General features: G+C 43.6%; 9 protein-coding genes and 1 pseudogene. 6 read left to right on the top strand and 4 right to left on the bottom strand.

Annotated elements, in window-relative coordinates:
• Positions 1-29 precede the first annotated feature (29 nt).
• Positions 30-1916 (bottom strand): CocE/NonD family hydrolase, encoded by a 1887-nt coding sequence (locus CLV31_RS16180; RefSeq protein WP_111393954.1) that lies wholly within the window; start codon positions 1914-1916, stop codon positions 30-32.
• 171 nt (positions 1917-2087) lie between these two features.
• Between CLV31_RS16180 and fahA the strand changes: the two genes are divergently transcribed.
• The 3 genes from fahA (at position 2088) to CLV31_RS16165 (ending at position 5686) form a co-directional block, all read left to right on the top strand.
• Positions 2088-3359, top strand: coding sequence for a fumarylacetoacetase (gene fahA / locus CLV31_RS16175; RefSeq protein ID WP_181452655.1), 1272 nt, complete (start codon positions 2088-2090; stop codon positions 3357-3359).
• Positions 3359-4069: a Dph6-related ATP pyrophosphatase gene (locus CLV31_RS16170; protein WP_111393953.1), complete on the top strand. Its 711-nt coding sequence runs from the start codon at positions 3359-3361 to the stop codon at positions 4067-4069. The genes fahA and CLV31_RS16170 overlap by 1 nt, the downstream gene beginning before the upstream one ends.
• Before the next feature lie 267 nt (positions 4070-4336).
• The gene (locus CLV31_RS16165) at positions 4337-5686 is read left to right on the top strand and encodes a sensor histidine kinase (protein ID WP_111393952.1); all 1350 of its coding nucleotides are present in this window, start codon (positions 4337-4339) and stop codon (positions 5684-5686) included.
• Positions 5687-5716: 30 nt separating this feature from the next.
• On the opposite strand, the gene CLV31_RS16160 is transcribed toward CLV31_RS16165, so the two are convergent.
• The 3 genes and pseudogenes from CLV31_RS16160 to CLV31_RS16155 all read right to left on the bottom strand — a co-directional run bounded on the left by CLV31_RS16160 (position 5717) and on the right by CLV31_RS16155 (position 8334).
• Positions 5717-6496, bottom strand: coding sequence for a glycerophosphodiester phosphodiesterase (locus CLV31_RS16160; protein WP_111393951.1), 780 nt, complete (start codon positions 6494-6496; stop codon positions 5717-5719).
• Positions 6497-6604: 108 nt separating this feature from the next.
• Positions 6605-6727, bottom strand: a complete 123-nt coding sequence (locus CLV31_RS22185; RefSeq protein WP_262510284.1) for a hypothetical protein — start codon at positions 6725-6727, stop codon at positions 6605-6607.
• A gap of 50 nt (positions 6728-6777) precedes the next feature.
• Positions 6778-8334: pseudogene (locus tag CLV31_RS16155) on the bottom strand (arylsulfatase).
• A gap of 143 nt (positions 8335-8477) precedes the next feature.
• Here CLV31_RS16155 and CLV31_RS16145 point away from each other — a divergent pair.
• From CLV31_RS16145 to CLV31_RS16135, 3 genes are all read left to right on the top strand, one after another.
• Positions 8478-9374 (top strand): IS982 family transposase, encoded by an 897-nt coding sequence (locus CLV31_RS16145; RefSeq protein WP_111393948.1) that lies wholly within the window; start codon positions 8478-8480, stop codon positions 9372-9374.
• A 383-nt stretch (positions 9375-9757) separates the two neighbouring features.
• Positions 9758-12289, top strand: a complete 2532-nt coding sequence (locus tag CLV31_RS16140; protein WP_111393947.1) for a TonB-dependent siderophore receptor — start codon at positions 9758-9760, stop codon at positions 12287-12289.
• An 8-nt stretch (positions 12290-12297) separates the two neighbouring features.
• On the top strand, positions 12298-13749 hold the full coding sequence (locus CLV31_RS16135) for an ABC transporter permease (protein WP_111393946.1): 1452 nt from the start codon (positions 12298-12300) through the stop codon (positions 13747-13749).

Below are 13749 nucleotides of genomic sequence, written 5' to 3'. Positions count from 1 at the left end.
CCTGCTTTTTTTTGTATTTGTTGAAAGGCTTATTTTTTGATCATCGGAAGCACTATTCTGCTTTGGAATTTGCCTCCGTGGTGTATGGAATTCGTGGCAATTTTTCCTTCTGTTTCATCGTAGTTATTTCCTCCGGTGTTCATGTTGCGATCAAATCGGGGGAAGTTGGAAGAACTGACCTCAATCCGGATTCGATGACCCTTTTCGAAGTAGTTGGAAGTACTCATTGGAGTCATTTTGATTTCGTAAACTTTTCCGTTTTCCATCATGACTTCTTTGTCATAGCCTTCTCTGTATCGCACACGCTGGATGGTTTCGTCCAAGTTGTATGCTTTTCCGTCGGGATAAACATCGATCAACTTGATGGTCACGTCCGTGTCTTTCACATCTGAAGAGAGGTAGAGGTAGCTTTCAATAAAACCGGAAACTTCCACCCCTTCTGCCAAAGGTTCAGTAGTGTAGACCAGAATATCATCTCTCAATTCCATTTCGCTTTGATCCATAGCTCCGCCTTGGACAGCATTGCCTGTACAGCAGACGTTTCCACCATAGGAATTGACAGGATTCATCGGGTCGTATTTAAACGTGTCTTTGGCCTCGGCTTTTGGGGCTTTTGACACCAGTTTGCCATCACCGTTTCGGGTATTTGCTTTTCCCTGAGAATCCAAAAAGTAAGAAGTCATCACCGCCTCTTTTGGAGGCCATACGTCTGAGGATTGCCATTTATTCATTCCCATGGTGTAGTAAGTCACTTTTGGAAGCTTGGCAATGGTGCCACTTTCGTCTTTTCCTTTTAGCCAAAGGTCAAACCATGCGGTAATCACCTCATCATAATTCCATCTTGCGTCACCTACGCTTCGCTCTCCCACCATGGTGTTTTCGGTAGCCCGGGTGAAAGAGCAATGCAAAACCGGAGCGATGATCAGGTATTGGTTATCACGTGACATTTGGCTGATGGCATTTTTACGGGCGTGGTTGTAAAGGGCGATGTTTGGCGATGAGGAGACATCATACCAAGACACAAACCACATGCTCGGCTTGTCAAAAGGCATATTGTCATGAAAAAGCCCTCCCTGATACCAACGAGGATCGTTTGGTTTGCGGGTGATCATTTCTTCATAGATCCCCATGGGGCCACCGACATTTTTGATGATGTCCTTGACTGGCAGGTGTGCCAAACCTTCTTTCCAATCCACTCGCGGGTATTCTGGGGCCATATCGTAGAACCGTTGAAGCCTCAACAGGTCTTTTTGTTCGATTCCCGGCTGCAATCTTGGCGCCATCGGATCGTGTTGGGTACCATAAAGCCAAGCCGTAAAGAGCATCTGTCCGGCACCTCCTCGGTACCAGTTGCCTTGCTCATAAAAGTCTCCAATCCGACCTACGCCTGCACCATAACCCTGAGGGACCAACGCACCCAAAGCCGGGTGATTGAGGGAAGCAGCGGCCATTTGCCATTCCGCGGTGGAGGAGCAGCCCAAAAGACCGATTTTGCCATTGCTCCAATCCTGTTTGGACATCCAATCAAAGGCATCATAGCTGTCGGTCAGAGGTGTGCCAAGAATATCCCAGTTTCCCTCAGAAAAGAATCTTCCGCGCTCGTTTTGAACCACATAGGCGTATCCTTTTTTGACCCATTCCAGCGCTGACTGAAGGGTTCTGGTATTCATTTCCCCGTTTGCATAGGTATTGAAATTGTACGGTGTCCTCGAGAAAACCACCGGGACTTTCTGATCTCCCTTAGGGCGATAGATGTCAGTAGCGAGTCTTGTCCCATCCCGCATGGGCATCATCACTTTTTGATCAATGATGGCGATTTCGTCCAGTTGAACCAAAATTGGCTTTTCTTGGGCGAAGACCTGGGGAGTCATCCCTAGGAAAAGTAAAAAAGAGAGAATTTTGAATATGGATCTCATAGAACAAAGGGTTTACTCAGGTAAATTACAACACGAAATTTAATTCGGTTTTGAATTTTGATAAATGGTTTTGATTTGCTGAATTGTTACAGAATTAAGGTGCGACACTGTGGCACGGATTTTTGAATTACAGGGATAAGCCTAACTTTGCCCCTCCAACAATTTTTGATCATGGTTGACAGTTCGATTCCCACTTTGAATACTTGGGTAGAAGTTCCAAAAAATTCAGATTTCACAATTTATAATTTGCCATTTGGTGTCTTTAAGAATAAAAAACTTAGCCCCAGAATTGGTATTGCGATAGGTGACAAGATCGTCGATTTAAGTATTCTGGATCAAGAAGGGTTTTTCTCTTCTTTCTTTTTGCCGGAAGGCGTATTCTTGAAAGATTCGCTCAACGATTTTATTGCATTGGGTAAGCCCCAGACCCGCAAAATTCGCGAGCGGGTGCAGCAACTGCTCCTCGAGGACAATGAAGAGCTAAAAAATCATTCCGCCAGAGGCAAGGTCATGGTCAATCGGAAAGAAGCAGAGATGCTTTTGCCTGTGAAAATCGGAGATTACACAGACTTCTACTCCAGCATCGAGCATGCTACCAATGTGGGGAAAATGTTTCGTGACCCAGAAAACGCCCTTTTGCCGAATTGGAGGCATTTACCGGTGGGATATCATGGGAGGGCTTCGTCCATTGTTGTTTCCGGAACATCTATTTTCCGTCCAAAAGGGCAATTTAAAGACCCTGATATGGAAAAACCGGCTTTTGGTCCCAGTAGGAGACTTGACTTTGAACTCGAGTTGGCCTTCATCACCGGCAAGCCAACCAAACTCGGTGACTCGGTCGATGTCAATGAAGCAGAAGACCATATTTTCGGTTTTGTACTGTTCAATGATTGGTCAGCTCGGGATATCCAGGCTTGGGAGTATGTTCCCTTGGGACCATTTCTGGGGAAAAACTTTGGATCATCCATTTCACCTTGGGTGGTGACTTTGGAAGCCTTGGATCCATTCCGGGTTTCAGGCCCTGTTCAAGAGCCGGAAGTGTTGGATTATCTCAAGAGCAAAGGAGATCACAGCTTTGATATCAATCTGGAGGTTTACATTCAGCCGGATGGCAGCAAAGCATCGAAAGTTTGCACCTCCAATTTTAAAAATATGTATTGGAATGTCGCCCAGCAGCTTGCCCACCACACCGTCAATGGATGCAATATCAATGTGGGCGATATGATGGCATCAGGCACGATTTCCGGACCCACAGAGGATTCTTTTGGGTCCATGCTCGAACTCAGCTGGAAAGGAACCAAACCCGTGAAATTGGAGGATGGACTGGAGCGTCGATTTATAGAGGATGGGGATACCGTGATCATGAAAGGATTTGCCGAAAAAGATGGCATCCGGGTAGGTTTTGGGGAAGTAAGTTCCCAGATTTTGCCGGCCAAGTCCTGATGATGAATCCAATTCCAATTTCTTTAAGCTGGTCGGGAGGTAAAGACAGTGCATTTGCCTTGTATTTGTTGAAAAACAATCCTTCCTATCAGGTCGTCCGGTTACATACCACTTTTAGCGAGACGACGTCAAGAGTGGGAATGCATGGAATTCGAGAAGAGTTGATTCAGGCCCAGGCGGATGAGTTGGGGATTCCTTTGGACAAACTATATTATCCGGCCAGTGGAGATAATCAAGCTTACGAAAATGCCATTAATCAGTATCTGGAAAGATTAAGTTTAGAAGGGATTCACCAATTGGGATATGGGGATATTTTTTTGGAAGACCTTCGGAAATACAGAGAATCTCAGTTGGCTCAAAAGGGATTTCAGGCGGTTTTTCCGCTATGGAAAAGGTCAACTCCTCAATTGGCAAGGGAATTTATCGAAGAGGGGTTCAAAACCTTAATTTGTGCGATCGACCCAGAATTAGTTCCCAAATCTTTTTTGGGAGAAGTATTTGATTTCCAATTTCTGAAAGCCATAGATGGGAAGGCAGATCCATGTGGAGAAAATGGGGAGTTTCATACCTTTTGCTTTGAGGGCCCGATTTTTAAAAACCCCCTGCCGGTCCACGTTGAGGGTCGTGTGGAGCAACTGTATAAGATTCCATTAGAAAATGGGGAAGTAGCGCAAAAAGCCTTTTCTTTTGCGGAAATCAGCCTTGCCTGATTTCGATTATGGATGGATGCGTGGATCTAAGTGTTTAGGTTTGTCCCTTTGGCTTTATTCTTAAAAAATTGCTAAAGAAGCATTACGGAAGGAAGAAGTTGATTTCCCACCGGATCGGATTAAAGTGGCCGGTTTTGGAGTTTCTTCCTTGATTCCCATCTTTTTGATTCCCAAAGTGCAGATGGTTTATATAATGCGACAACATGGAGATTGGGTTAACTTCTTGTGGCTATTTTTGAGCCATAGTTGTTTTAAACCAAGAATATCATGGACTTTTGGAATCGATATCGAGCTTTTATCTGGGAAAACATTCCCTTGGAAAGTCCCATGAACTCGCTCGACTATTGGAGAGATTACCTTTTTAGAGTGATGATGCTCTATCTGATTCCTCTTTCGATTGTAGCGCTTATACCGAGCTTTTTTGTTAGCTATTTGGGTGGACATCTTACCCTGATTTTATTTGATTTCTTTGCCATTGCCTGTATTGGTGTGATTGGATTTACCAAATTCCTTTCCATTTCAGCCAAGAAAGTCCTGTTGATTTTGATTACCAATGCACTTGCATTGGTGCTAATGCTGGAACTGGGATCCTTCGGGCCCGGGCTGATGTATTTGGTGGCCTCAGGGGTTTTTATTTCCCTTCTTTTTTCTTCCAAAAGGAGTTGGCTGGGAGTTTTCTCCGGAGTCTTGGTGTGTATTTTGGTGGGCTTGGAGCTAAACTATAGTTTTCTCTATCCCGAAAACGGTGAAAAAATCGAATGGGTTGGCTGGTTGGCCATTTCGATTAATGTTTTGTTTATCAATGGAGTGATAGCCTTGGTAGTTCCTATTTTGTTTGAGAAAATGCAACAGAGCATTTTGGCAAGGCAAAAAATCGAGGAACTATTACTCGGAAAACAAGATGATCTCAACACCCTGATTCAGGAACTTGAAATTAAGAATTCCAATTTGAGCCAATTAATCAAAGGGGTTTCAGAAGATCTTCAGGAACCCTTACGAAACATTCTGAGCTTTCTGGGACAGCTCAAAAGGAGGTTTGGTCAAGACATGGATCCCAAAGCGCAACTGTACATCGATTTCGCCATGGATGGAGGGAGAAAAATGAGGGAGATAATTTTAGGTTTGTTGGATTTGGCTCAAATTGGTAGAAATCCCGAGGAATATGAAAGTTTTGAACTTTCCGAAGTTGTGGAGAAAGTAATGTTTCTTCAGAAGAAGAAAATACAGATTTCTAATGCCCGGATTGAAGTTGATTCCCCGCTGCCTAAGATCAAAACATCCAAGACTTATCTCATTCAAGCCTTGAATGAGTTGGTTTCCAATGCACTTAAATTTCAAAACCCGGAAGTTTCGCCTAAAATCTGGATCTCATGCGAAGATATTGGGTGTAGTTGGAAGTTTTCGGTTTCCGACAACGGACTCGGTTTTGACTGCAAAGCTTCCTTGGATCCTTTTGTGGTATTCAGCAGACTCCATCCCGAGCGGGAGACCGAAGGGTTTGGAATTGGTTTGGCTCTGGTCAAGAAGATCTCTGAAAATCTAAGAGGAAGCGTGTGGGCGGAATCCGTCCCCGGAGAGGGCTCAGTCTTTTTCCTGAAAATTCCGAAGGCAGCCTAAGCCAGTTTTTCTTTGAGGTCTTATTTCCGCCTATTTTTTTGAGATCAATTCAAACAACTTCTCCGGCTCATCGGTGGTGATAAAATCTACCTTCAGATCTAATAGCCACTTCATGTCCTCTTCCAGATTTACAGTCCAGGCATTGGTTGTCAAACCCAGTTGCTGGGCTTCCGCAATCCACTCGGGCTTGTTCTTTAATACCCGGATATTGTAATCAAAGCCAAAAAAACCGTCTTCTTTGAGTTGAGCAGGGGTTTTGTCCCCGCTGAGGTAAGCCACATTGGCCTTGGGGTCGGTAGCTATGGCTTTTTTTCCACCCTCGTAGCTGAAGGTGATGTAATCCACCCACTGCTCAGCGCCAAGTTTCTGCACGGTTTTTACCGACAATTCACCCACCCGCTCACTTCGTGCTACGCTGATCCGCGAGGGCTTAAATTCGAGGATCAATTTGGTTGTCGTTTGCTTCATTCCCTCCTTGAGGTATTCCTCCAAGGTTGGGATTTTTTCTCCGTTGGGAAGCTTTTTGGTCAAAAGTTGTTCGTAGGTGGAAGTTTCGATGTCAATTCCCTGAAAATCGTGGTCATGATTGACTACCAATACTTCATCCGCTGTCATCCATACATCAAACTCAGAGCCTTCGCAGCCCAAGCGGATCGCTTCATTTAAGGAAGCAAGAGAGTTTTGAGGCAAGCCTTGAGCCTTCCAAGCTCCACGATGGGCAATCACTTTGTTGACCTGAAAAGTAGCTTGGGCGAAGGAAAATGTAGAAAAAAGCATCAGGAAAAGGAATGAGAATACCGCTTTGTTCATTGCTGAATAGTCTTTGTGAAATTGAAAACGTGGCCAAAATAGAAAATATTGGCCACGCCCGTGTCAAAGGAAGATAAGTTTACAAAAACTTCACAAAGGAGGGGAGGCTTAGTCCTGTTTTTTCTCTGAAGGATTTGCTCCAAGAATTTTATAAATCAACCAACCTATCCCGGCCAAAAAATGGATGGCCAATAGGGAGACGATGATGATCACAGTAATATTGTCTTTCATGGGGGGAGGGATGGAATGCTTGAATTGTCTTTGCTTTTATTTTCCGCTATCTATTGAGTTCCCATTCGCTCCGATGGTACCTTACTCACCTTAACCTTCCACTCCAGAAAAAGAGCCTCCATAACTCTTGTTATTTCAGGGAATTGGGCAGTTAGATTTTTGGTTTCGTATGGATCATTTTTCAGATCATAAAGCTCCCAAGGGCTGGTTTTTCCATGAGCTACTAGTTTCCAGTCACCTTTTCTGACCGCTTTGCCTATGGACCACTCCCAAAAAATGGGTGTTTCGCGCTGTATTTTACCTTTCCTGATCGCGGGAAGAAGACTTTCTCCTTCCCATGGAAGGATCAGTTTTCCTAGGAAGGAGGTTGGATAATCAGCATTTGCCAGTTCTGCCATGGTGGGCATAATGTCTATGAGGTGGGAAGGAAAAGAATTGATTTCATTTTGGTGTCCCAATCCTGTGGGCCAGGATATGATCAATGGAGTTTTGATGCCACCTTCGAAGGAGTAGTTTTTGAAGAACCGAAGCGGGGTGTTTCCTACGTTTGCCCAATCCTCACCCAGAGAAGTCCATTGTCCCACACCTCCGATTTTTCCGTCTCCTGGAAGTTTGACGACTTCACCCGAAGCCCCATTGTCGGAGAGGAAAATAAACACGGTGTTTTCCAGTTTTCCCGAGTCGCGCAGTTTTTGAATAATCTCACCGATTTTTTGATCCATTCGATCAATCATCGCTGCATAGACTTCCATTTTTTGTTCTTCAATCCGGCGGAGTGAATCAGACAAGGATGACCAAGGTACATGAGTCGAATTGGTTAAGGTGTGATCGGTATGGATGATTCCTAATGCCTTTTGCTTTTCGAAACGTCTTTGACGGATGATCTCATAGCCTTCGGAATAGGTTCCGCGGTATTTTGCAATATCTTCAGGCCATGCCATCAAAGGGTCATGGGGAGCGGTATAGGACAAGTAAAGAAAAAAGGGCTTTTGCTCCGCTTGATATTCCTCCAGCCAATCGATGGCATACTTGGTGAAGTAGTCCGTGGAATAATAATCATTTGGTACAGGATAGGGTTGATGCAGTATCCTGTCAATATAAAAAGGTCGATCAGGTCTTTTTTGCGCAGGTTGGGACTCGCCTTCCCGTTGCGGTCCCGGATTGAAGTGGTTGGAAGCACCTTCCATCAAGCCATAATAGCGGTCAAACCCTCGGTCCAAAGGATGATCTCCTCCATGATGTTTTCCGGCCCATAATGTACGGTAACCTGCAGATTTCAAAAGCTCTCCCAGCGTGATTCCATTTATGAGTGGTTGTTGCTAATTGGCTTCGTACCCAACCTGCTGTGCATAAAGCCCAGTCAACAAAGCTGCCCGGGAGGGGTTGCATTTTGAGGTATTGTACATTTGCGTGAAGCGTATCCCATTTGCAGCAAGCCAATCCAGGTTCGGCGTTTTTACTTCGCTTCCATAGCAGCCGATGTCGGACCATCCCAAATCATCAGCCAAAATCAGAATGATGTTGGGTTTTGAGAGAGGTTCCTTTAGGTGAGAAAGAGCATGACTTCCTAAAAAAATCAACCATAAAAAAACAGGGATTAGCGGCATTCGGCTTTGGATTGGATATAAAAACTTGAGTTCGATTAATAAAGGAGAGAATTTCGAGAGAGTTTTTCTTGAAAAAAGTAGATAAAGCCATCAGATTTCGGTATATTTAATCATCTGAAAATCAAATATTTAACCGATAAAAGATGACTCTATCTACCGATAAAATTACTGATATTTTCTATTTAATCGATGAATTCTGCCTCGAATTTGAGCGCACTATCAGCCCCTACACCTTGGGAAATGCGCCCAAGAGAACCCCTAAAATGAGTACCAGTGAGGTCATTACCCTGATGGTGCTATTTCATCAGGGTGGTTTCAGGAATATGAAACACTTTTATTTGGCTTATGTGGGCAAGCATTTAACGGATTTATTTCCTGATTTAGTCTCTTATAACCGCTTTGTGGAACTGATGCAACAGGCCGTCTTACCCATGACTTTATTCCTCAAATCGCAGTGTATGGGTGAGCCCACCGGAATCGCATTCATTGATTCTACCCCTATTCGGGTCTGTAACAACAAGCGGATTAAGCGAAACAAAGTATTCAAAGGAATAGCCTCCACCGGCAAGTCCACGATGGGCTACTTTCATGGATTCAAGCTGCATCTGGTTGTCAATGACAAAGGAGAGTTATTAAGTCTAATGATTACTCAAGCTCATGTTGATGATCGAGAACCACTTAAAAACCAAGGGTTTATTAAAACACTTAAAGGAAAACTATATGGCGATAAAGGGTACATCTCCCAGGCCTTAACCCAAGTACTCTTCCTGGACGGACTTCATCTAATCACTAGCCTGAGAAACAACATGAAGAATGTGCTAATGGAACTTAAAGATAAAATCCTCCTTAGAAAGCGATCCGTCATCGAAACCATAAATGATGAACTTAAAAACATCTGTCAGGTAGAGCATTCCAGACATCGGTCTTTTCAAAACTTCCTCACAAACTTGATCGCAGGACTTATTGCTTATTCCTTCTTTGATAAAAAACCCGCAATCAAATATCAACCCGTCAATTCAAACCAATTAGCCGTTTTTTAAATCGAACTCAGGTTAAAAGGTAAAAAATTGGCAGATATTCTCAATCTAAATTTTTTGCCTAAAAAAATAACTTGTCTTTTTTTGTTTAGCTCATATTCCCATTCATCCTATGTAATCGATTTGGTTTCAGGCTAGAAACCTCTTTTTATTGTTTTGAAAGGAAAGAGATTTACAGTTTTTTAAAAGAGGTGAGGGTGAATTTTCAAAAGAAGTTTTTTTGCAACATTGTTTCACTACCTCTTTTTAATTAATCTTGCAACAGGATTGCATTAATGTGGTTCCCGAAAAGTTTTGGGGGAAAGAAATATCACCAATCAAACTTCCTGAAGCATACAAGCACAACAAATTCCACACCCATCACACTCATATTATTCCAAGCACTTATGAAGACAGTTTCACAGTCCATTGGCAGTTTGATTCAAAAATGGCGATTACTTCTCTTATTGATCTTCTGGTTTCCCGGGATTGTTTTGGGGCAAAATCAAATTTCAGGCTATATCAAGGACGCTAAAGGTATTCCAGTGATCAATATGAATGTAAGGTTGATTTCTGATAGCGAAACTAAAATAGAAATCACAGATTTGGACGGTAAATTTCTTTTTGGGGGCCTTCTTGGGGCGAAGTACAAATTGTTGATTTCTTCCATGAGTTACCAGACCTATGAGCAAGAGATAGAGATGGCTAATGTCCAAAATCCACTTGAAATCCGATTGATTACCAGTGGTTTGAATCTTCAGGAAGTGGAAGTAGTCGGTCGTGCCAGACAGGATTATACCAGTGAGTACAGTTTTTCGGCAACGAAAATTGCCATCCCAAATAAAGAACTCCCTCAATCCATGGGGACCGTGACCAAAGAATTGATTCGAGATCGGCAGGCCTTTCAGTTAGCGGATGCAGTAAAAAATGTCAGTGGGGTGATTCCATCCAGTTTTTATAATCAATATTCGATACGGGGCATCAGTCAAAATGAGGAAGGTCAAATAATCAATGGGTTGAGAACCCGGCAATTTTACTTTTTGCAACCTTTAACTTCACATATCGAGCGGGTGGAAGTATTGAAAGGCCCTGCCTCTGTGGCCTTTGCCAGTACAGATCCGGGAGGAAGTATCAACATGGTGACAAAAAAGCCGCTTTCAGAGGATCGGCGAGAGTTTAGTTTGAGTTCGGGTAGTTTTCGGACCATGAGAGGAACTTTGGATTTCACAGGTCCACTCAATACTTCCAAGACACTCCTTTACCGATTAAATGCGGCCTACCAAGAAGCAGGATCATTTCGTGATTATGTGAAAAACAACTCAGTTTTGATTTCACCCTCCATCACTTACCTCCCTACCGATCAGACCTCGATCAATACGGAGGTGATTTTCAGCTCGATGAACGGCAACCTGGACAGAGGTCAACCGATATTCGGCGCTGTCCCAGGTCAGACTACCCTGAACAGCACTCCAATCTCATTAAATCTCGGAGCTCCCAATGATTTCTTCAAATCCAATGAACTGGTCTGGACCGCTAATCTCTCTCATAAATTTTCTCAGAATATCAGCTTCAACGCGGTCTACATGAAGCAAACCTGGCAAGAAGATCTTCAAGAACATCGTACCACCAATGCCTTTGCACGGGATATAACAGGTCAACCTGTAAACAGCCTGGTCATGATGCAATTTGTTCAAAGGCAGCAACTTTGGAATATTGATAACCTCAATGCCTTTTTCAACTTTAATTTTGACTTGGGAGAGACTTCTCACAAACTGGTGGTCGGCTATGACTTGCACTCTTGGAACAAGCTGAAGGGTGGAGGGCAAAATGCCGCCAGAGGTTTTCTCCTGCGGGATGGAAGCGTGTCCAATACCTTCAATCCAGCCAACGCGGCTAATTTTCAGACCATCACCATCGATGGTAAAGTACTCCCTCGGCCAAATGTCAATTACTTCAATCTGACGAATCCAAGCACTACTTTGCCTACCATCCAGGATTACCGATTCAACTCTAGAGTTGCTGTTCCCTCGGCTTTGACCACTTCTTCCGCGATTTACCTTCAGGAGCAGCTTAAGTGGGGAAAGTTTTCTGCCTTGGTCAGCTTAAGAAACGAATGGTTTGAGGATATCACCAACTATGATACGCCAAATGAGAAATCATTTACCAATGTGGTCCTTCTGCCGAGACTGGGTCTGACGTATGAAGTCAGCAAATCTGTAAATGTCTATGCCACTTATCTTGAGGGGATGCAGCCTCAGTCCAATACCGTCACGCTGATGCCAAATACCGGAAATTTCTTCTGGGCTTCTGAATCTGCTGCCAGGTTTAAACCTTTGATCAGTGATTTGAAAGAATTTGGAGCAAAGGCAGAATTGTTTGATGGGAAAATATTGGTCAATTCAGCTGTTTATGAAATCAATCAGAAGAACATTCTGATGAATGCCAACCTACCTGCTTTTCCCGATTCCTTGGTTCAAAGGGGTGCTGACAGGAGTAGGGGATTTGAATTGGATATGACTGGGTATCTCTTGCCCAACTGGCAGATTACTGCTTCCTATAGTTTTATTAATGCTGAGATTCTGTCAGATTCCAATGAAGACTTGATCGGGCTGCGGAAGGAAAATACTCCGAGAAACAGTGGGAACGTATGGTCGAGGTACAATTTTGGAGACGAGACCAGATTGAAAAATCTCGGAGTGGGCTTGGGAGTGCAAGCTCAGAGTAAAAGAATTCCTTGGTTTACCCGTGATTTTGATGTTCCTGGATTTGTCTTGTTCGATGCAGCTTTCTATTATTCACCCACGAAAAGCAATCTTCAGCTGGCACTCAATGCAAATAATCTGATGAATAATACGTATTGGCTTGGTGCTCAGAATTTCACCCGACTTTTCCCCGGTGCACCCAGAAATTTCATGTTGACAGCTACTTACAAATTCTGACTTATTGAATGAACAGTTTCCGTAAAATCAATCTGCTTGCTGGTCAGGTTTGGAAGAATACCCTAGCTCAGACCAGTGCAAAACTTCTTATAGCATCGACGAATATTCTATTGATAGTCTTTCTTACTATAGGGTTTTTGAACTTGCAGAAACATCAATCTCAGATCCACGGGTTTGGAGAGGAGGTAAGAGAGCAGTGGGAAAATAGTCCTGATAAGCATCCTCACCGGATGGCTCACTATGGGTACTTGGTGTTTAGAGAAAAGTTTCCGCTGTCATTTTTTGACTATGGAATGGACAGCTATCTGGGGAATGTCATTTTTTTGGAGGCACATAAACAGAATACGGTAAACTTCTCCGAAGCCAATCTCTCAAACGGATTGCTGAGGTTTGGAGAACTTTCGGCAGGAATGATTTTGCAGGTTCTGATTCCCCTGCTCATATTTTTTTGGGGGTATGATTTGATTTCCAGAGATAGGGAGCAAGGGACTCTGAAGATTCTTTTTTCTCAGGGAGTAAGTGGTTCAGAACTTCTATGGGGAAGAGTTTGGGGATTATTTTGGGTAAACCTATCGGTGGTAGTTCCTCCCTTTCTACTTGGGTTTTCTTTCCTGTTTTTCCACCGGGAGCCGGATTTGTTAGGTCAGTCACTGATTCATTACCTTTTTCTTGCCCTTGGCTATGGGGTCTATTTTTTTATTCTGTGTATGATGGCGGTTTCTGTATCGGCCAAAAGTTCTTCTTCCAAATCAGCACTTATTGGCTTGATAGGGTTTTGGTTACTTTTCACTCTGATTGTCCCCAAAGTAGGTCAAGTCCTCGGACAATCTGCTTTTCCTTCCCCTTCCAAGATCGAATTTGATATGGCTGTAGAGGAGGAATTGATCCGGCAGGGGGACAGTCACAATCCAAATGATCCGCATTATGCTGCACTTAAGGATTCTTTGCTTCAAGCCTATGGGGTGGATTCAACGCAGCAGTTGCCTTTCAACTACAGTGGTTTCATTATGAGAGAAGGGGAAAGGCTGAGTACGCAGACTTTTCTCTCCCATCAGCAGCGTTTGGTGGATCAGTTTATCAAGCAGCAAGATGTGCTTCACAAAGCCGCCTGGCTAGACCCTTTTTTGGCAATTAAAAAACTGTCGATGGGGTTTGCCGGGACAGATTATTCCATGTACCTGAGTTTTCAGGATCAGGCAGAAACCTATCGCTACCAATTGGCCCAGACGATGAATGAGCTCCAAATCGACTTGATCGGCAATCGGATCAAAAACTCCTCCGACCCGGCGGCGAGGCTCAGCAGTGACTATTGGGAGCAGTTCCCTGATTTTCACCATACCTTTCTTTCTTCCGAAGAAGTTTTAAAGCAGCAGAAAGGGACCTTATTGGTATTGCTTTGTTGGCTGGCTGGATCAGTAGCAGTAGGAACTCTTATTTCTAACCGAATAAAGGTATTTTGA

Source organism: Algoriphagus aquaeductus (assembly GCF_003253485.1).
In the GTDB taxonomy this organism is placed as follows: domain Bacteria; phylum Bacteroidota; class Bacteroidia; order Cytophagales; family Cyclobacteriaceae; genus Algoriphagus; species Algoriphagus aquaeductus.
Note: the sequence above shows the minus strand (reverse complement) of the source record. Positions and strands in the feature narration are given on the sequence as shown.

Coding starts and splice junctions, on each gene's coding strand:
- CLV31_RS16180 (WP_111393954.1), bottom strand. CDS start 1,916: ATGAGATCCATATTCAAAATTCTCTCTTTTTTACTTTTCCTAGGGATG.
- fahA (WP_181452655.1), top strand. CDS start 2,088: ATGGTTGACAGTTCGATTCCCACTTTGAATACTTGGGTAGAAGTTCCA.
- CLV31_RS16170 (WP_111393953.1), top strand. CDS start 3,359: ATGATGAATCCAATTCCAATTTCTTTAAGCTGGTCGGGAGGTAAAGAC.
- CLV31_RS16165 (WP_111393952.1), top strand. CDS start 4,337: ATGGACTTTTGGAATCGATATCGAGCTTTTATCTGGGAAAACATTCCC.
- CLV31_RS16160 (WP_111393951.1), bottom strand. CDS start 6,496: ATGAACAAAGCGGTATTCTCATTCCTTTTCCTGATGCTTTTTTCTACA.
- CLV31_RS22185 (WP_262510284.1), bottom strand. CDS start 6,727: ATGAAAGACAATATTACTGTGATCATCATCGTCTCCCTATTGGCCATC.
- CLV31_RS16145 (WP_111393948.1), top strand. CDS start 8,478: ATGACTCTATCTACCGATAAAATTACTGATATTTTCTATTTAATCGAT.
- CLV31_RS16140 (WP_111393947.1), top strand. CDS start 9,758: ATGAAGACAGTTTCACAGTCCATTGGCAGTTTGATTCAAAAATGGCGA.
- CLV31_RS16135 (WP_111393946.1), top strand. CDS start 12,298: ATGAACAGTTTCCGTAAAATCAATCTGCTTGCTGGTCAGGTTTGGAAG.